The following is a 17,419-nucleotide window of genomic DNA, read 5'->3' as shown; positions in this document are numbered from 1 at the left end:
TCAAAGTTTTGCCTCGGCTGAATTGGGTCAGCAGAAACGTCAAAAACCACATTTTTTTCATAAATTTGTAGATTGAGTTAAACAAAAAAAATTAATTTTCAGGGAGATGTTGGCGCATCTTCCTGTTTTTTATCCTTGTCTGAATTACCCAGGATCAAGGGTTCTGTTTGTTTTTTGCTTCAAATACTTATTATATCTTTCCTGATCCAGATGGATTCTGATAATCCCTTCTTTTTCGTTTATTTTGATGGGAAGTACGTTTTTCATCAGGTCCAGTACTTTTTCAAGTGGCTCATCTTTTATGGTGGTGCTTATGATGAACTTGTTGATTACCTCGTCTTCAATGAGAAATTTTGCTCCATATCTTTTTTCAACCCTGTTGATAACGTCATCGAATTGAGAATCATAAAAGTAGAGAAGGCCTTCTTTCCAGGAAGTGTATAAGCGGGTATTAACTTTTGATATTTTATGTCTGTTATCCTTTTTTTGAATATCCAACATCTCTCCGGGTCTGAGGCAAATGGTGTTTTGGTTTCTCGCTTTTGATTTTACCTGTACTTTGCCTTCTTCCAGTACAACACTGAAATTTTTGTTGCTGGTATAGGCATTTACGTTGAACCGGGTCCCCAGCACTTTCACCACATAATTGTCGGCTTTTACTCTGAAAGCAGTGTTGTTTTTTTTCCTGATGTCAAAAAAAGCTTCTCCTTTTAGTATTATGCTTCGATTGACCATGAAAGCCAATGGATGATATTCAAGTGTAGTGTTGCTGTTGAGAATGACTGTTGAACTATCGGGCAGTGTCATCTTCAATGTTTGACCCGGATTTGCGCTGATGCTTACTTTTTGTTGTTGTAGTTTTGGCAATCCGTATAGTCCGGCAATAAGGAGAATAATTGCTATTACAGATGCCATTTTGTAAAGGGCCATCCAGGGGGATGAAATCTTCGTTTTGTCCGTGGCTTGCCCAAGTAGTTTGTTTTTTATTCGATGCCAGGCTTCCCATTCCTCTAAAGAATAGGTTGATTTTTCCGACTGGATTGTTTTTGTTTTGGCTCTAAAGTATTTTTTGTTCTCTTCGGAGGAGCGAAGGAAATTAATGAGAATACTTTGCTCTTCTTCGGATGCACGTCCTCTTATATACGCGTCAATTATTTTGTTAATTTTAACCATAAATAACTTGCTTCTATGTTTAATACACCTGAAATGAATAAAACCCTACAAGTAATTAAATAAATTTTAACATTATTTTTCCGGGAGACTGAAAAGTAGAGATTTTGATTGCTTGGTTTTACTACCAATCACAGATTTTTGTAAGAGGCATAAAATCAAAACATTAATAGTTTGCCCCATTCGGGGACCGATTCATCTGCCCAGCTTACCCCGGGCTAAAATCCCGGGGTTATTCAAGTTTGCCCCTCCATATCTATAATGTCGCTTAAAGGCTTGTTTTTGAGAATGTAGTGAGGCAGTCTTTTTGCTCGTTTTTATGAAAACCAGAGCAGAAGCAATACCAGACCTAAGGGGAAATTTTCTTTAAAGTGTTGTTCTATTTTCTTTTTTCCAATGGATAGTTGCCGTTCCACTGCTTTTACAGAAATCCCCAGTCGGGTGGCCACCTCCCGGTTTTTCAGACCTTCGAGTTTGGTTAGTTTAATAATTTCTCCACACCGGTCGGGTAAGTCTTCTATCGCCTTGTTTAGTTCCTGAAGCAATTGTTCTTCTAGTGGAATATCCTCTTCTCCCAGATAATCAATTTGGGAGATTGATTGTAGGGGACTTGAAATAGTTTTTAATTCCTCAATTCTTTTGGCGGTATATTTTTGATCGCGAATGAAATTTAGACATCTGTTTCGGAGTGAAATAAAAAGCAGGGCTTCTTCAGAGGAATTAGGGTTCAGTGACATTCTTCTTTCCCAGAAATGGATAAACGTTTCTTGAACGATGTCTTCCGCAATAGCGGTTTCTTTTACAAAATATTTGCAATAATTCAGGAGCCGGGCATAGTGGGTCCGAAAAAAACGTCCAAAGTCATTCAGGTCTTCTTTTTTTATGGTCGTATCCCGGTTTGTCATGCGTTGGAGAAGTGTTTGCTTTTGTTTCAAAAGTATAAAAAAATTAACAGCATGGGCCGTTTTTATTATTCTTAAAACGTTGGTGTTCGCGTTAAAGACTTAGATTGCTTCGATGCGAGAGAAACGAAGCAATCTAACGGGCTGAGGCAAAATTCCTCCGGACGATAGTGATTCTTAAAAGAAAAACTGATAGTTTCAGAGCTATCTTAAAAAATAATCCCCCTGTCCATTGAAAATGAGCAAGGGGATAAATATTCTATGAGTCCGGTCTTAAATGCATTTTTATATCACACTCATTCTATTCAAATTTTAGTACTTTACTTCTTAATGAAGCGTGTTGTGATGACTTTACCGGTATCATCTGTTAATGAAATAAAGTATAAGCCTCTTTTTAGACCGGAAACAGGAATGGAAGAGATGTTGACTTTTTCCATGATTTTAACCGGTTTGCCGTCTGTTGAGAAGATTTCTACCTTTTGGATGGAAGCACCAGAAATGAATAATTCACTTTCTGCGGGTACCGGATATAATCTAAACTTCCCGGTTTTATTTTCTATAAGACTATTGGCGACTCCAAACGTTACGACTGCGTCAATGTTTTCAGAAACCGTTGCTGTGTAAGTAAAGGAATTGCCGTCCGGAATAAGACTTGGGGTAAAATCGTCTCCATTTATGGTAAATGTAGTAACCTCAAAACCTGTCTCAGGTGTTAAGGTGAAGAGGACTTCTCCACTATTAAGAATTTTTGCATCAATAGGATCAATTGTCCCGTTGCCAATGGAAACAGTTCCTGTTATATCGAAGTAATCGGCTTCAAAAGCACCAATGTCCACTGACGACTGAATCAATCGTAGAGTTGCGTCAAGATCAAGAGGAGGAAGGGGAATTCCACCCGGATTATTAATACCGGCATCCAGAAGAGCTGACTCTACATTGATTCGGTAATCGCTGGCGGAGATCTCAGCAGCTTGGAGCTGGTCGGCCGGAAGTCCTGCAAATGTGACTGGATTCCTGAAATAGGGGTGGACTCCGGTTCCGGTGTTTTCCGGAGAAAGGGAGATCAGGTTCGTGATTTCCGGAGTAGAAGTTCCCTCCTGAATGGCACAAAAATCAAAGAGGGGAGTGCTTGAGGTTGCATCATCATCATCGGTTAAGAGTTGGTTGTTATTGTAGGGGGTTGTATTTCCCCACATAACCGTATTGTAAACAGTGCCCCCGTCGTTACAAAATATTGCTGCCCCCTGACCGCCGGCATTTGAGACTACTGTACTGTTTAATACCAGCCCGCCGACCTGGAGAAAAATGCCTCCTCCTTTTCCTTCTGTTTCATTATTCCCGATATAGTTATTAATGATACGGCCTCCTGCATAGGTTGCAATTCCTCCACCTTTGTTGGTCGAACTGTTGGCAAATACCGCGGAATGGGTAATGGTTCCTTCCTGTGTTTCATCAGCTACGAGGAATACACCGCCACCTTTGCCGTCAGTGATGTAATTTCCGGCTGTGTTTTTAAAGATGGCCGATCTTGATATTTCGCCTCCAAGGTTGGAATAGACTCCACCACCCTGGACAAAAGCTGTGTTCTCGAAAATGGTACAGTTTCTTACCTTTCCACCTTTATAGAGGTAAACCCCCCCGCCACTTCCTGCTGAGACATTGTTCTGAACCTGGCACTCTTTTAGCAATCCTCCTTCGCGAATATGGACACCTGCTCCTGTTTTTGCGAAATAGGCATCCGGGCCGTTGGCATAGCCTCCCGAGATAACTACATTTTGTAATATGGCCGTATTATCTGTTTCGGGAGGAAAGATCACAACATGATAGGCGTTGTCTTCTGCTAAAGAAGCAGTTCCAATGTCACCGCTTAGGACTACTTTGTTTTCGCTGCCATAAAAGTCGGAAGGTCTTTGTTCCAGGCTTGTTTCAGACCCGGTAAATCCTCCGATAACAGACACGCCACTGGCCATAATGAATGAAAGTTGACGTTCGTCGATGGGCGAACCGGGATCACCTGGATCCTGCAGTGGTGGGTTGGGGGCATCGGGGGCTGCAGCAAGATAACTGGTAGGAAGATAGGTTCCCCCGGCCACCCATACTTCTCCGCCTCCACTTGCATGAACCTCGTCAATAGCTTTTTGTAATTCGAAGGTGGCTGTACCCCACGTATTGTGTTGGGTTACATCTGAAAATGTAATTCCTCCTTTGTCGGAAGGCTTGACTTTAACAATTACCTGAGCATCGATGAAAGCCAGTGGGCTGAAGACAATGAGGAAAGTGAAAAGGAAGCTTAAGTTTCGGCGGGTGGTTGCATTCATGAGTATCTGAATTAAAAAGTTTTAGAATCCGAATTCTTACAAGCAAGAGCAAAAGGCAGAGTTGAATTGTTCCGGTTAATAACCTGGTCACATCACGATCAGGAATTTAGGAAATGTAAGACTTTCACAAAAAAAAATTAGTGAAAGCAAATATTTTCTGAATCGGGGTTATCTCTGAGTATTAAGTTGATTGGTTGAACTCTTATCGCTCCACTTAGGTAAGAACTGATGGGTTCTGAAAGCAGGGGTCAGGAGTAACTGAGTTAAGGTGAATGGTTCTGTTTTGTACTGAAAAAAAGACTGTTTTTTCAAAGATTGTAAAAATAATCCCCGGCAACAGAAAAAAACCTGATGCCGGGGATATGTTCCGCTTAAGAGGTATTTTATTTCCAAAAAAGTTTTATTTTTTGATAAATCTGGTGTTTATAATCTCTCCGGAATTGCGGGTTAAAGAGATTAAGTAAAGGCCCTTCTTAAGACCGGATACCGGGATGGATTTGATGTCCGTATCTTCCATTATTTTAACCAGTTTTCCGTCGGCCGAGAAGATTTCAACCTTATTTATTGCAGCCCCTGAAATGAATAATTCTCTTTCGGCCGGAACCGGATATAATCTAAACTCACCGGTTTCATTTTCATTAAGGCTATTGGCGACTCCAAAGGTTACGACAGCGTCAATGTTTTGAGTAACCGTTGCTGTGTAAGTAAAGGAACTGCCGTCCGGAATAAGACTTGCGGTAAAATCGTCTCCATTTATGGTAAATGTAGTAACCTCAAAACCTGTTTCAGGTGTTAAGGTGAAGACGACTTCTCCACCATTAAGAACTTTTGCGACAATAGGATCAATTGTTCCGTTGCCACTGAAAACTGTTCCTGTTATATCGGAGTAATTTGCTTCGAAAGCACCAATGTCCACGGATGATTGAACCAATCTCGGGGTTGCGCCGAGATCCAGCAAGGGGAGAGGAATTCCACCCGGATTATCAATACCGGCATCCAGAAGAGCCGACTCTACATTGATTCTGTAATCGCTGGTGAATATCTCATCAACCTGGGCCTGATCGGCCGGAAGTCCTGCAAAAGTGACGGGATTTCTGAAATAGGGATGGGTTCCTGTTCCGGTGTTGGCTGCATCCAGAGTAATGCTATTTGTAAACAATGGGTTTGTCTCATCCTGAATGGCGCAATGGTCAATAACTACCTGAAATGTTCCATCTGCATCAATGAAATCGAATTGGTCGTTGGGAGTATAAGGGGTAGCATTGCCCCATATCGCTGTGTTGTAAATCTCGCCGCCTTCATTTGCATAGATTCCGGTACCCAGGTCTGAAGAGTTTGAGACTATTGTGTTGTTAATTATCAAACCCCCGTTTTGTAAATATATTCCACCCCCGTTTCCGACTGCTTCATTGTTGGAGATAAAATTATTGGAAACAAGGCTACCGTCGTAAACAGCCATACCTCCTCCTTTATTTGCTGAGGAATTTACGCTAATAAAAGAGTGGGTTATGGTTCCGAAAGACGTGATGTCAGCATCCATGAACACTCCTCCTCCATTGGCTTTCGTTAGGTGAATAGCTGTGTTGCTGTGAATCAGACATTGTTGTACTTCCCCACCGAGGTTTAAGAATACTCCACCTCCTTTTTGTTGGGTTTTGTTGTGGGAAATCTCCGAGTAAACAAGATTCCCTCCTTTGTACAAATAAACGCCAGCTCCTCCTTCTGATGCATAGTTGTCGGTAATGACACACTCTTTGATGGTTCCTCCTTCACGAACATGGACGCCAGCCCCCCGGTGTGCGAAGTAATTTTCAGAATTCCCATTTCCTTTAGTGACATACATCCCTTCAAGAATTGCGGTGTCGTCCACGCCGAGAGGGAACAAAACCACATGATAGGCATTGTCGGTGGTGTCATTGGCCACACCAATGTCTCCACTGAGAGTTACTCTGTTAGCTGTGGCGAATAAGTCATCAGGACGATCTCCTTCCAAAGTCTCGGTTCCCATAAAGCCTCCGAGTACCCGAACATTGGATGCCATGACAAATGAAGTTTGCCGGGCATCAGTGCCGGATAGAGCATCTCCGGGAATGTTAAAAGGCGGTACAGGGGCTGTCGGATCGGCTGCCAGAATAGTGGTGGGCAGATAAGTTCCTCCGGCTACCCATACTTCACCTCCACCGGGTTCAGCAGCAACACCATCAATGGCTGCCTGTAAGTCGCTGGTGGCATTTGCCCAGCTGGAGTGATTGGCAACATCTGTGAAGGCGACACCATTGTCGTCCACCATGACCGTTACCTGACTGTTGGCGCTAAAAGCGACAATGAAACTGAAAAGAACAGCCCATGCGGTTCTACTCAGAATGTTGTTTTTGTGTTTGTAATCATGCATCATAGCCCTTGATTTTCAGTTTGACAATAGAATAAAATTTTTATTCAAGTTCTGAAAAACAATTTTAAGATGCACGTTTTTTTTTATGAATCAGGTTTTTTTTTCCTGCAATCCATGTTTTGGGCATACGGAGGAATTCAATTTGTGGATTAACTACATCCTCCCTGAACTCTTGTTACTTTTTGTTGTACCGGTTTTTCGCGGGAAGCTAGGTTTTTTTCGATTTCTTTCATTTTTTCGGCTGCCCGACGCCTGAAAAGGGCGATGGTTTGCTGTGATTTTGTGGGATTTTCAGGGATGCTTATTTCGCCATAAAAGGTGTTTTTGAAGTCTTCGGCAGTGACATTCAGGGCCAGGCTGGTCTCGTTTCCGTGATACCGGGCAATTAAACAGGCTTTTTTTGCTTGTGCCGGGGATGCTCCATAAAATACGTTGGTTTGAATGCGCTGATTGAGCAATTTTCGGTAAGCTGTGCTATGCAAATCATCCAATGGGATATTGATTGCCGTAGCAATGTGGAATGCCTTGTATTCTTCTGCCGAACGAACATCAATCACATTGTACTGATAATAGTTGTTCATGATCTCAAATGCCAGTTTGTCGGCATCAATAAGGTCGGGTTTGCATTCTCCGGATGCTGCACGTGCTTCCAGCTTCTCCATGGTGAATTCCTTGCGTGAGGGTGTGATCATTAATATCAGGACCACCGCAAGGGGAATTGCTGCAGCAATGGTTTTGTTTTTCCAGTTGCCACTAAGAATATGTACGGGTTTCTTATTGACTTTGTCTTCAATCATTCCGGTTGCTACAAAAGCGAAGATGGCAACAGCCATCAGAATCAGTGCGAAAGTAATTCTTTCAATGCCGAGTACATTGTAGAAGAGCAGTGGACCCTGATTGCCTGCAAGATAGAAATCCTCGAGCAGTGGATAAAATTCACCGAAGGCAAAAATGCCGATGGTTGCACCTCCGATAAAGGCCCATCCGTCCAATTTTCCGATTGCTGCAGCTGCAGCACTGGTTCCGGGACAGAAGCCGCCGATAATGAATCCGGCTCCCATTATTATCCCGCCAGTGATGGCTGATGGCAGAAATGTGGGGTTGACAAAAATGATTTCAGTGTTGAGCATCTCCAGATGGGAGAGCGTGACTACTCCAATCATTGCGGTAACGCCCGCGGTGAAAAACACCTTCAGTACGGTAAAATCGTATCCGTAAAAGAGTCCTACTAGTTTGCGTGTGCTCGAAAAACCTGCCTGTTCAAGGGCAAATCCAAAACCCAGTCCTACAATGAGGGCTATCAGGTAGTTATATTCGGGAGATATTATTTCCGGTATTAATGGTGCCATTTTTATCCTTTTATCGGGTTATCCATAATTTTCTGAAAAACCATGCAAATGCGTAGGCGCCACCGAAGATGGCCAGCATGGTGATAATTCCGCCAAATGACATCACAGCCATTCCGCTAAGGGCTGAACCACTGGTACACCCGCGTCCCAACTGACTGCCGAAGCCAAACAGTATTCCGCCAATGATGGCGCCAATGATCCGGGTGGTGTTGGTTACGCCAGGGCCTTTTTCCAATTTAAGTCCAAGGCGTCCCGAAAGGGCTCCGCTTAGAAATGCACCAACCAATACGCCCAGCATTTCAAAAACCAACCACGATTTCATCGGGCCATCGGGATGATCAGCGGCATAATCCTGGTAATAGGCGGTGGATTCGTAATGATCCGGTGCGGCGGCCCGGACAGTTGTAACTGCAACACTTTTCATCGCCCCGCTTGCGCCCAAACCACGGCCTGTTATGTAAATGGTCGCCAACAATACAAACCCCAGCAGGACACCTGCCAGATAGGGATTCATGAATTTGTTCTTTTGGTCCATATTATTCTTGTTTTTTGTTTTCTTCTTTTACTTGTTCTTCATTGTCTTCTTCCAGCTCCTCGTAACCGGTCAGCATGGCCCTGATGTTTGATGTGGGCGTATGTCCCGTGGTGGTCATATAAACATGTACAATGGCAAACATGATAATCAGGTAGGCACCAAGGGTATGTAGAAAAGCGATTACCTCTAGTGGAATGTCGCTGATGATGACCATGTTGTTGGCATCGATGGTGCGATAAAACATATAGACAAAGCCGGTGATTACCAACAGTGGAGCCATTACCAGTTTAAATCCCAGATAGGTCAAAGCTTGAAGCGGGTTGAGTTTTTTCCGGGCGGTTTTACTGGTGGGATGGGGCTCTCCTTTGAAGATTCCAATGGTGTAGTATCGCATTTGTGCCTGTAACTTGGAAAAAGTTGGTATGTATTGTCTCCATTCTCCTGTGGTAAAATGCCAGAAGATGGAAAAGGCGATTAAAATTAACAGCATCCACGCTGCGACGCGATGAGACTCTACCGCCTGTTCGTAGCCCAGAAATGAAAAGCTGCCGTGTACTTCGAAGCCCGTGATGGCCAGAAAGAATATCAAGGCGGCCTGAGTCCAGTGCCAGAAGCGTTCAAATGTTTTATAGATATATACTTTTTGCATGACGTTCGGTTGGTTATTGGTGGTAATTGGTGTTGATTTCTTCCGATTCTATCTCTTTATTTTTGATGGCAGCCACTACTCTGCCCATTCCGTGAAGGATAACTCCGGCAAGGGCGGCAATAATTAGAAGTCTCCCGATGAGGTCAAGTCCAGCATGGGAGTCTCTTCCCGGCATGTAGAAGTCATTAAGGCCTGCCAGTCGGCTGTTTTTCCGCTGGTGGCATTCTTCACATGAAAGTGCGTCTTCTTTTGGGGCCACCATATGGTTAACGGGCCAGTACATTTCGGTATTTACGAATTCATAGGTTCCACTGTAGTGAAGTCCAACCCGTTTCATGCCGGCTTCTGCGGCCAGATTCCAGTCAAAATCTTTCCAGTAAGCACTGTCGCCTTCCTCTGCAGCCCAAAGTTTTGGCTGAATCAGCATGTTGGTTTCCGGGTCATAGATCTGGTCTCCCCGGTGAACTTTCACAGGATATATTTTCGATCTGTTGTCTGTTGCTGACCCGAACAAATGATTAATTTGTACAGGAATGCTGTCTACCTGATCGCCCAAAACGTAATGTGTGGCATGACCATTAAACCAATAATAATCCGGTTTAACATTTGTCTCCCAACGGAAGGAGCCTTTGATGGACATATAGGTCTCCACTCCTGAGGAGTCTGTCTCATGAAAGGGCTTACCTTCTTCCATGCGACCGGCATCAGACCATCTCCATTCCATTTTTGTAGGGTTCACTTTCGCGTAAGTCGGAATGTGACAGGTCTGACAGGCTACCCTTGCTGTATGTAAGTCAAGGTTGTGATCCATGTGTGGAGTGCTTGTATGGCAGTGGTCACAGGTCAGTCGGTTTTCATCACTTGATGATACTGAGTAAAGTTTCCCTTTTATGTTATGGTTCTCGGCAGAGTGACAGTCCACACAGGTCATATTCATTCCGTTGGCTGCCATGTGCACATCCACGTCACGAGTTGTAGAAAGAAGTGCTTCTTCCAGATCTCCATGCTTAACGTTATTTCCTCCACCACTGTAAAAGTGACACGCACCACAATTCATCCTTTGGGGACGTCCCACGCTTTGAGCTACACTGGTAAGGTTGACCGACCGATCCGGATAACCGGCCATGGCAGAACCCTTGTGGTACTCTTCGCTGTTGTCGTGGCAAACCATACAGTCCACATTTCGTGCATTGTCAAAGTCAAAGCGGTTATTGGTCATTCCAAAGCCAATGTGGCAGGCAGCACAGGATTGTTCATTAGAACTTGCTCCAATACAATAGTTGTTGAGTACGTTGCTTTTACCCATGCTGGCGATTCCGCGTCCCTCTACGTACGAGATGCGCTCCCAGTTCCAGTGGCTGGATGCAATCACTTCTTTATGGCGTTGATTGTGGCACGCAATACACGCTTCCGTAACTTCCTGAGGAGAATCAAAGTCCTTTTGAAGCTCTTCAAAAAGTTTGTGGTCAACCGACGAAGTGGGTTTGATGGCAAATTCCTGTTTGAGTTTCAGCTCGCTCAGATTCGGAAGTGGTGGGTCGTAAGCGATGTGTATCAATGCCAGGATGCCTATTGAAGCCAAAATGATGGAAAAAACGACCTTCTTCATATTTTGTTTGCTGTTGGTTATGTGATGCTTTTGTTACGAATATTGTTAATAAAAGTTTATCATCTAGGAGGGTTGGGAGCAACGAACTATTTATTGGTCTGGTTTAATTTGAATTATATATTTCTTAATGTTGTTTGACAGGGGGTTTAATGAGAATTCGAATTTAGCAATGAATCCAGATATATAAAAATACAAATATCTTGAATTTGCAATTTGTAACAAGATTACTTCTAAATAGTAAATTTTTTGATTGTGTTAAATAATTTTTCAGAATTGGAGTCATTCTGAAAAATGTTTGGAGTTGGGAATATGGTTTTTCCGGCTTGTGTCTAATAAGTTTAACGTCAGCCGATTAATGCATGAGTGTGTGAGCGGAATTGTAAACTGAATTGAAGTTGAGGCAAGCGCTTGTATTTTGAATAAGAGTACCTCTCCTTCAACAATAAAACAGAATTTTTATGCTGTTTAAAAGAAAAATTGCCAGCATGTTTCTATATGGAATGTTTGTAATGGGAGGAATGGTTTCTGTTCAGCAGCAAATGATGCATCAACAGCAACAACAGAAGCAGAAGGACTATTCTGCTGAAGAGATTGATAGGTTTGCTGAAGCGGTATTAGAAGTATTGCCCATTCAGCAGAAGGCTGAGCAAAAGATGGTGAAAGAAATTGAAGAGCAGGGTATGGATCGGTTTAATCAAATTGCTCGTCAAATGCAACAGGGTAAAGAACCAGAAGGAGTACAGGAAGAAGATATGCAAATATTCCAAAGTATTTCTGACGAGATTCATAGTGTCCAGATGGAGGCACAGCAGGAAGTTAGCCAGGTTGTTTCCGAAGCCGGTATCGGTCCCGATATGTATCAGGAAATGATTGCTGCTTACAGTAGTAATCCGGAGATTAAGCAGAGAGTTGACTAAAAGTAAGCCGTACAACAACAATAAGAATGAATCCTTGAAAACTAAACGCCCGTTGGAACTATCAACGGACGTTTCGTTTTACATAAAGGTGAGGCATGCTTCACAACCTGGTTTTTTGTTCTCTGCATGGAGGATGGAGCAAAAATAACGGTTGCTATTGTGGGTGTTATTTATTTGCGCTGTTTCGTTGAATCGGAATTCGTTGATGAAATGAATTTTTAAAGATTTCAACTTCCTGTCGGGAGAAAATCCAATAGCATCCATCATCCACTCAACATACCTGGTGTTGTTGACATGCTGATTGATGTCCAGGTCGGAATACACGACCTTGCGTTCCAATTGGGTTTGTTGTTCTCCTTCACAATAGAATGGTTCGGGGAAGTTTCCGAGGGCTTTTTTCTCAGGAGTGAACTCAATGTTTGCTAGTTTATCGGCTGGTCGGATCGGTCTTTTCCTTTTGATGTCCACCATTATCCATGCGGAAGTGGCTCTTATAATAACCTTATTATTGGTATCAGAAACCAGAAAGTCTCTGGTGGTGTATAACTTTTCGGTTCCTCTGGGCCAGGTTTCTATGGTGATTCTTTCTTCCATTTGGGGCCACCTGTCGGCTTCGATCTGAATATGTGACAGAGCCCAGAAAATGTTCTCTTGTTTAAAATCATTGAATCCAACACCCAGTTCATCGGCATGATGAGAGGCTACTTCCTGAAAATGACGCATCAGAGCTGATGCTTCTAAACAGCCGGATGCTCCTACATCGAATGAAGAAACTGAAATGGGTTCTTTCTGGATCTTTGTGGGCATCAGAGCTTGTTTTTAGGGTTGTATTTGAATCTTTTTGAGCAGTGAATCTGCTATTTCAACACATTGTTGGCAGGAGACCTTATTGATTTTTCTGATATCTCGACAAAAAGGACTGCCTGTTTGTTGAGCAAATTTCTCGGTCATCTCTTTGTGAGTGTCCTGATTGTCACTTAACAGAAAGAGGGCGCCATGCAAAGCCCCGCAATGGCCTTCCGGAGCCCGACCCGAGCCCATCTTTTTCATCCCGGAAATATCTGCTTCGCTGCCACCAAAGTGTTTTACCATAGCCTGGGCACAGTTATATCGATATTTGGGATGGTGATAATACCATGCGGCGTTATCGGGTTGAATGTCTATAGAAACATCTCGCACCATAGAGAAAAGATTTCAACTTTTTCGTCACCGTATTTTTTCAGGGCTTTTTTCACCTCTTCAGGGCTTTTCTCTTTCTCCAAATCATTGCCCTTACTGTAAAAGGTATCAGAAAAGCAGATGATTTGTTCTTCAATGCTCAGGGGAACCATGTCGCGGTGGGGAAGTGGCAGATTCTGCAATTTGATTTCCTCCACTGTAAGTCCGGTCCCGGTATGCCTTTCACATACTAAACCGTGTTTAGGCAATCCTTCTTTCTCGAGTAGTTCGCGGCCCAGATAGCCGTGAGAGATGTATGGGTGTTCGCCGTGGCAGCCAATAAGAGGGGCGTCTGTTAAGAAAATTCCTATGTCGTGAAGCAGGGATGCTTCAGCAATAAACTGCTTATCGGCGTCCAACTCGGGATGATTGGATGCAATTTTCAGGCATTTGTCACGAACCAGCCGGCTGTGGGTTATTAAAATTTCCCGGGCCGGGTGGATTTCGGAATAGTATTTATCAAAAATCTTAAGTACAGAATCGTTTACCCCCACCATCTTTCTACTATTTGTTAACGGTTTAAACTGACCGATACATTATTTCTATTTGTGTCTTTCCTGTAATATTTTGATTACATCTTCAATGCGGTAACTCTTTGCAGTGAGCAATACCAACGTGTGAAAAGTCAGGTCGGCCACTTCATTTAAAAACAGTTTGTCGTTGTTGTCTTTAGCCTCAATGACAGTTTCCACAGCTTCTTCACCAACTTTTTGGGCAATTTTGTTGATGCCTTTTTCAAAGAGGGAAGTTGTGTAAGAGCCTTCGGGCATATCTTGCAATCTTTTATCGATGAGGTCTTGTAAATGAACCAGGAAGTCAATGTTGCCCTTGTTTTTTTCAGCAAAGCAGGTGTCAGTTCCCTTGTGACATACGGGGCCAACGGGCTTGGCTTTTATCAGTATGGTATCATTGTCGCAGTCGGGAGTAATGGAGACTACATTCAGGAAGTTTCCGGATTCTTCTCCTTTGGTCCAGAGCCGGTTTTTTGTGCGACTGAAAAAGGTGACTTTTCCATCTTTCCGGGTCTTTTCAAAGGCTTCTTCGTTCATGAATCCGAGCATCAGTACCACATTTGTCTGAGCATCCTGTACGATGGCGGGAATCAGTCCGTTTCCCAGTTTTGAAAAATCTAATTGCATGATATGTAGTTTGTGTTGTTTATTAATATGTTGGCGACAAAGATAATAATTTGTCCGGCATCTTAAATGTCGGGTCAGCGAATTGAGATGCCTTCGTTTTTTAGAAAGTTCTTTAGTTCGGGAATGGGAATTTCGTTAAAGTGGAAAATGCTGGCTGCCAGTCCTGCATCTGCTTTGCCTTTGGTGAAAACATCTTTGAAGTGTTCTTTGGCTCCCGCCCCTCCCGAGGCAATGATAGGGATACCTCTCTCATCGGATAGTTTGGCTAAAGCTTCGTTGGCAAATCCCTGTTTTACCCCATCGTGATCCATACTGGTAAACAGAATCTCCCCGGCACCTCTTTCTTCTGCTTCCCGGGCCCAGCTAAAGAGCCGTTTTTCGGTGGGGATACGACCTCCGTTGACTGTGACAGTCCATTCGTCTCCCTGTAGTTGTTTGGCATCAATGGCCACAACCACAAACTGACTCCCGAAGTGTTGAGCCATATCGCTAATCAACTGAGGATTCCTGACGGCTGATGAGTTTATGGAAATCTTGTCGGCTCCGGCGCTAAGTAACGCATCTGCATCGCTCAGCTCACTAATACCTCCACCTACCGTAAAAGGAATGTTGATGTGTTGAGCAATCCGTTTTACAAGTTCCACGAATGTTTTTCGCTTTTCGTGGCTTGCGGTTATGTCCAGGAATACCAGTTCGTCGGCTCCTTGTTGAGCGTAAAGGGCACCCAGCTCCACGGGGTCGCCTACTTCTTTAATATCCAGAAATTTCACCCCTTTTACGGTCTGGCCGTTGCGGATGTCGAGGCATGGTATGATACGTTTTGCAAGCATTAAAAAAATGTTTTTTATACAGGTAACCGGGAAACTTATATCATTGTAGATTGCTTTCCCTAATGGTCGGGATTTGCAACTTCATTACGAGTGACGAAGCAATCTTTTTTCTGTTTTTATCTACCATTACAATCGCAATAGTCTGTTATTTTGAAGGTTGTGGATTCCAATCAACTTATAATTAACTCATTACAAGGTCAAGTATGCAGAACACAACTCACTTATATTAAAAACTTTGCGTCATTGCGTCTTTGCGTTTAAGTTTTTTTAACGGCCTATTGGACTAAATACTATTCACTAATTTTCCTCCCAATTTCCTCCATTCCAATCCTGCCTTCATAAATTGCCTTGCCAAAGATTACCGCAGGAACGCCTGCTTCTTCGAGATCATCAATGTCTTTCATATTGCTGACCCCGCCACTGGCGATGAGATAAAGCTCCGGGAAATTATCAAGAATTTCTTTGTATAAATCGGTTGACGGGCCTTCGAGCATTCCATCCTTACTGATGTCGGTACAAATTGTCTGGGTAATGCCCTTTTCGATGTATTCTTTCAGAAAATCCATCAGGTCGAGTTCGGAGGTTTCCAGCCAACCTGATGTAGCAATTTTGCGGTTTTTGGCATCCGAGCCGAGGATGATCTTTTCCGGGCCGTGCTTGGTCAGCCATTGCAGGAATTCCTCCGGGTTTTTCACTGCGATGCTTCCTCCGGTGACCATCTGGGCTCCGCATTCAAATGCTACCCGCAGGTCTTCAACAGTTTTAAGTCCGCCTCCGAAATCGATGGTGAGAGCGGTTTGTCCGGCAATTTTCTCTAGTACTTTGTAGTTGACAATGTATCCGGCTTTTGCGCCGTCCAAATCGACCAGGTGAAGACGCCGGATGCCATAATCTTCAAATTGTTTGGCTACTTCCAGTGGATTCTCATTGTATGTTTTTTGTGTGCTGTAATCTCCTTTGCTCAATCTGACACATTTTCCGTCAATAATGTCGATGGCAGGTATAAGTTCTATTGATTGCATTTTTTATAAAATTTCTAACCTCTAACAATACTCTGTTAAACTTTTAAAAACGGTTGATAATCAATCCATTACAAAACCAGGCGAGCAGGGCACAACTCACTCATAATAAAAACTTTGCGTCATTGCGTCTCTGCGTTTAAGCTTTTTTTAACGGACTATTGCTCTAACTTCCAATCTTTTTCATGTCACCCTTGGGGGGATCTAGGGTGCCTAACCTCCAGTATTCAGCTTCCTGGCTCCTCTCACAACGAAAGAAAATTCTTAAGAATCTGCTCCCCCGCCTTACTGCTCTTCTCTGGGTGAAACTGTGTTGCGAAAAAATTATTTTTTCTCAGAGCAGCACTGAATGGATGTATATAATGGCTCTCGGCAGCGGTATCCGGGCCGGTGGCCACATAAAAACTGTGGACAAAATAGACAAATTCGTTCTCCAGTTCTTGGCTGAACAACGGTTTTTTGACGTTTATGAGCTGGTTCCATCCCATGTGGGGAATCTTAAATCTTTCCGAATCCTGAACAGGGGCAACGAATTTCTTCACTTTCTCATCGAAGATGCCCAGACACGGTGTGTTTCCTTCTTCGGAATGACTGCACATGAGTTGCATTCCCAGGCATATACCCAGCACAGGCTGAGTGAGTGAGGGAATCAGTTGGTCAAGTCCTTCTTTTTTCAGATAGGCCATGGTGGTACTGGCTTCGCCCACTCCTGGAAAAATGACCTTGTCCGCTTTCCGGATGGTGTCATGGTCGGCCGTTATTTCTGCCTGATATCCCAGCCGTTCCAGCGCGAAACTAACCGATTGAATGTTGCCGGCATTGTATTTTATGATTACAATCTTCATTTTTAGTTCTTCATTAATTGGTCAACTTTATTAACCAGTGCCGAAAACTCCTTCTCGTTGAATAGTCTGGTCAGAAAAATAATATTCCCTTCCTTGTCGATCAGTACATTGCGCGTTACGCCGGCTCTGTCTTCTGCATATAGCTTAAAGATATCAGCGCCGGGGTCTAAAGCCAGGGGGTAACTGATGCCTGTTTCTTTCGCAAATTTCCTTACGGTTTCCAGAGGTTCATCCCGGTCAATGCCCACAACCACAAGACCTTTGTCTTTGTAGGGTTGCCATATTTCCTTTTCAATGTGTGGCATCTCTTTCCGGCAAACACCACACCAGCTGGCGGTAAACTGAAGCATCACTACTTTACCTTTATGGTCTTCAAGCCGAAACGTGTCGCCGTTGGTCAATGTTGTTTCAAAAAGAGGAGCCTTGTCGCCTACTTCAACAATGTATCCACGGTTGTCTTTTGTGTTCTGACAGCTGAGGTTGGTTACCATCAACATAAGGAAAAAAAGATGTTTTAATTTGAGCAT

17 protein-coding genes are annotated in these 17,419 nt (G+C 43.4%); 1 reads left to right on the top strand and 16 read right to left on the bottom strand.

The window, feature by feature from the left end; translation table 11 throughout:
- Nucleotides 1-144 precede the first annotated feature (144 nt).
- From QZZ43_RS06670 to QZZ43_RS06635, 8 genes are all read right to left on the bottom strand, one after another.
- The gene (locus tag QZZ43_RS06670) at nucleotides 145-1,173 is read right to left on the bottom strand and encodes a FecR family protein (RefSeq protein WP_291857280.1); all 1,029 of its coding nucleotides are present in this window, start codon (nucleotides 1,171-1,173) and stop codon (nucleotides 145-147) included.
- Between the two features lie 314 nt (nucleotides 1,174-1,487).
- Nucleotides 1,488-2,075 (bottom strand): RNA polymerase sigma-70 factor, encoded by a 588-nt coding sequence (locus tag QZZ43_RS06665; RefSeq protein WP_291857278.1) that lies wholly within the window; start codon nucleotides 2,073-2,075, stop codon nucleotides 1,488-1,490.
- Between the two features lie 317 nt (nucleotides 2,076-2,392).
- Nucleotides 2,393-4,390 (bottom strand): T9SS type A sorting domain-containing protein, encoded by a 1,998-nt coding sequence (locus QZZ43_RS06660; protein ID WP_291857276.1) that lies wholly within the window; start codon nucleotides 4,388-4,390, stop codon nucleotides 2,393-2,395.
- A 400-nt stretch (nucleotides 4,391-4,790) separates the two neighbouring features.
- On the bottom strand, nucleotides 4,791-6,785 hold the full coding sequence (locus QZZ43_RS06655) for a T9SS type A sorting domain-containing protein (RefSeq protein ID WP_291857275.1): 1,995 nt from the start codon (nucleotides 6,783-6,785) through the stop codon (nucleotides 4,791-4,793).
- Nucleotides 6,786-6,931: 146 nt separating this feature from the next.
- Nucleotides 6,932-8,131, bottom strand: a complete 1,200-nt coding sequence (locus QZZ43_RS06650) for a YeeE/YedE thiosulfate transporter family protein (protein ID WP_291857272.1) — start codon at nucleotides 8,129-8,131, stop codon at nucleotides 6,932-6,934.
- 10 nt (nucleotides 8,132-8,141) lie between these two features.
- Nucleotides 8,142-8,666: a YeeE/YedE thiosulfate transporter family protein gene (locus tag QZZ43_RS06645; RefSeq protein ID WP_291857270.1), complete on the bottom strand. Its 525-nt coding sequence runs from the start codon at nucleotides 8,664-8,666 to the stop codon at nucleotides 8,142-8,144.
- A gap of 1 nt (nucleotide 8,667) precedes the next feature.
- Nucleotides 8,668-9,315: a cytochrome b/b6 domain-containing protein gene (locus tag QZZ43_RS06640; RefSeq protein ID WP_291857268.1), complete on the bottom strand. Its 648-nt coding sequence runs from the start codon at nucleotides 9,313-9,315 to the stop codon at nucleotides 8,668-8,670.
- Between the two features lie 13 nt (nucleotides 9,316-9,328).
- Nucleotides 9,329-10,924 (bottom strand): tetrathionate reductase family octaheme c-type cytochrome, encoded by a 1,596-nt coding sequence (locus QZZ43_RS06635; protein WP_291857266.1) that lies wholly within the window; start codon nucleotides 10,922-10,924, stop codon nucleotides 9,329-9,331.
- A 458-nt stretch (nucleotides 10,925-11,382) separates the two neighbouring features.
- On the opposite strand from QZZ43_RS06635, the gene QZZ43_RS06630 reads away from it, so the two are divergent.
- Nucleotides 11,383-11,841 (top strand): DUF4168 domain-containing protein, encoded by a 459-nt coding sequence (locus tag QZZ43_RS06630; RefSeq protein WP_291857265.1) that lies wholly within the window; start codon nucleotides 11,383-11,385, stop codon nucleotides 11,839-11,841.
- A 78-nt stretch (nucleotides 11,842-11,919) separates the two neighbouring features.
- On the opposite strand, the gene QZZ43_RS06625 is transcribed toward QZZ43_RS06630, so the two are convergent.
- From QZZ43_RS06625 to QZZ43_RS06590, 8 genes are all read right to left on the bottom strand, one after another.
- Nucleotides 11,920-12,648 (bottom strand): acyl-ACP thioesterase domain-containing protein, encoded by a 729-nt coding sequence (locus QZZ43_RS06625; RefSeq protein ID WP_291857263.1) that lies wholly within the window; start codon nucleotides 12,646-12,648, stop codon nucleotides 11,920-11,922.
- A 12-nt stretch (nucleotides 12,649-12,660) separates the two neighbouring features.
- A complete protein-coding gene (locus QZZ43_RS06620) occupies nucleotides 12,661-13,023 on the bottom strand; it encodes a hypothetical protein (RefSeq protein WP_291857262.1) in 363 nt (120 codons plus the stop codon).
- Nucleotides 13,002-13,556, bottom strand: a complete 555-nt coding sequence (locus QZZ43_RS06615; RefSeq protein WP_291857261.1) for an HD domain-containing protein — start codon at nucleotides 13,554-13,556, stop codon at nucleotides 13,002-13,004. The genes QZZ43_RS06620 and QZZ43_RS06615 overlap by 22 nt, the downstream gene beginning before the upstream one ends.
- Before the next feature lie 45 nt (nucleotides 13,557-13,601).
- Nucleotides 13,602-14,225 carry a bifunctional phosphoribosyl-AMP cyclohydrolase/phosphoribosyl-ATP diphosphatase HisIE gene (gene hisIE / locus QZZ43_RS06610; RefSeq protein ID WP_291857315.1) on the bottom strand — a complete coding sequence of 208 codons (624 nt, stop codon included), beginning with the start codon at nucleotides 14,223-14,225 and terminating at the stop codon, nucleotides 13,602-13,604.
- 47 nt (nucleotides 14,226-14,272) lie between these two features.
- Complete coding sequence (gene hisF / locus QZZ43_RS06605; protein ID WP_291857259.1) at nucleotides 14,273-15,028, bottom strand: imidazole glycerol phosphate synthase subunit HisF; 756 nt, start codon at nucleotides 15,026-15,028, stop codon at nucleotides 14,273-14,275.
- A 290-nt stretch (nucleotides 15,029-15,318) separates the two neighbouring features.
- On the bottom strand, nucleotides 15,319-16,050 hold the full coding sequence (gene hisA, locus QZZ43_RS06600) for a 1-(5-phosphoribosyl)-5-[(5-phosphoribosylamino)methylideneamino]imidazole-4-carboxamide isomerase (protein WP_291857256.1): 732 nt from the start codon (nucleotides 16,048-16,050) through the stop codon (nucleotides 15,319-15,321).
- Nucleotides 16,051-16,292: 242 nt separating this feature from the next.
- A complete protein-coding gene (gene hisH, locus QZZ43_RS06595) occupies nucleotides 16,293-16,892 on the bottom strand; it encodes an imidazole glycerol phosphate synthase subunit HisH (protein WP_291857254.1) in 600 nt (199 codons plus the stop codon).
- A 2-nt stretch (nucleotides 16,893-16,894) separates the two neighbouring features.
- Nucleotides 16,895-17,419 carry a TlpA disulfide reductase family protein gene (locus QZZ43_RS06590; protein ID WP_291857253.1) on the bottom strand — a complete coding sequence of 175 codons (525 nt, stop codon included), beginning with the start codon at nucleotides 17,417-17,419 and terminating at the stop codon, nucleotides 16,895-16,897.

It is taken from the genome of Marinilabilia sp. (assembly GCF_016278715.1).
Classification (GTDB): domain Bacteria; phylum Bacteroidota; class Bacteroidia; order Bacteroidales; family Marinilabiliaceae; genus Marinilabilia.
Note: the sequence above shows the minus strand (reverse complement) of the source record. Positions and strands in the feature narration are given on the sequence as shown.

What these genes read in the sequence shown, in the direction of transcription:
- QZZ43_RS06670 (WP_291857280.1), bottom strand. Translation starts at nt 1,173, where the DNA reads ATGGTTAAAATTAACAAAATAATTGACGCGTATATAAGAGGACGTGCA.
- QZZ43_RS06665 (WP_291857278.1), bottom strand. Translation starts at nt 2,075, where the DNA reads ATGACAAACCGGGATACGACCATAAAAAAAGAAGACCTGAATGACTTT.
- QZZ43_RS06660 (WP_291857276.1), bottom strand. Translation starts at nt 4,390, where the DNA reads ATGAATGCAACCACCCGCCGAAACTTAAGCTTCCTTTTCACTTTCCTC.
- QZZ43_RS06655 (WP_291857275.1), bottom strand. Translation starts at nt 6,785, where the DNA reads ATGATGCATGATTACAAACACAAAAACAACATTCTGAGTAGAACCGCA.
- QZZ43_RS06650 (WP_291857272.1), bottom strand. Translation starts at nt 8,131, where the DNA reads ATGGCACCATTAATACCGGAAATAATATCTCCCGAATATAACTACCTG.
- QZZ43_RS06645 (WP_291857270.1), bottom strand. Translation starts at nt 8,666, where the DNA reads ATGGACCAAAAGAACAAATTCATGAATCCCTATCTGGCAGGTGTCCTG.
- QZZ43_RS06640 (WP_291857268.1), bottom strand. Translation starts at nt 9,315, where the DNA reads ATGCAAAAAGTATATATCTATAAAACATTTGAACGCTTCTGGCACTGG.
- QZZ43_RS06635 (WP_291857266.1), bottom strand. Translation starts at nt 10,924, where the DNA reads ATGAAGAAGGTCGTTTTTTCCATCATTTTGGCTTCAATAGGCATCCTG.
- QZZ43_RS06630 (WP_291857265.1), top strand. Translation starts at nt 11,383, where the DNA reads ATGCTGTTTAAAAGAAAAATTGCCAGCATGTTTCTATATGGAATGTTT.
- QZZ43_RS06625 (WP_291857263.1), bottom strand. Translation starts at nt 12,648, where the DNA reads ATGCCCACAAAGATCCAGAAAGAACCCATTTCAGTTTCTTCATTCGAT.
- QZZ43_RS06620 (WP_291857262.1), bottom strand. Translation starts at nt 13,023, where the DNA reads ATGGTGCGAGATGTTTCTATAGACATTCAACCCGATAACGCCGCATGG.
- QZZ43_RS06615 (WP_291857261.1), bottom strand. Translation starts at nt 13,556, where the DNA reads ATGGTGGGGGTAAACGATTCTGTACTTAAGATTTTTGATAAATACTAT.
- hisF (WP_291857259.1), bottom strand. Translation starts at nt 15,028, where the DNA reads ATGCTTGCAAAACGTATCATACCATGCCTCGACATCCGCAACGGCCAG.
- hisA (WP_291857256.1), bottom strand. Translation starts at nt 16,050, where the DNA reads ATGCAATCAATAGAACTTATACCTGCCATCGACATTATTGACGGAAAA.
- hisH (WP_291857254.1), bottom strand. Translation starts at nt 16,892, where the DNA reads ATGAAGATTGTAATCATAAAATACAATGCCGGCAACATTCAATCGGTT.
- QZZ43_RS06590 (WP_291857253.1), bottom strand. Translation starts at nt 17,419, where the DNA reads ATGCTCAAATTAAAACATCTTTTTTTCCTTATGTTGATGGTAACCAAC.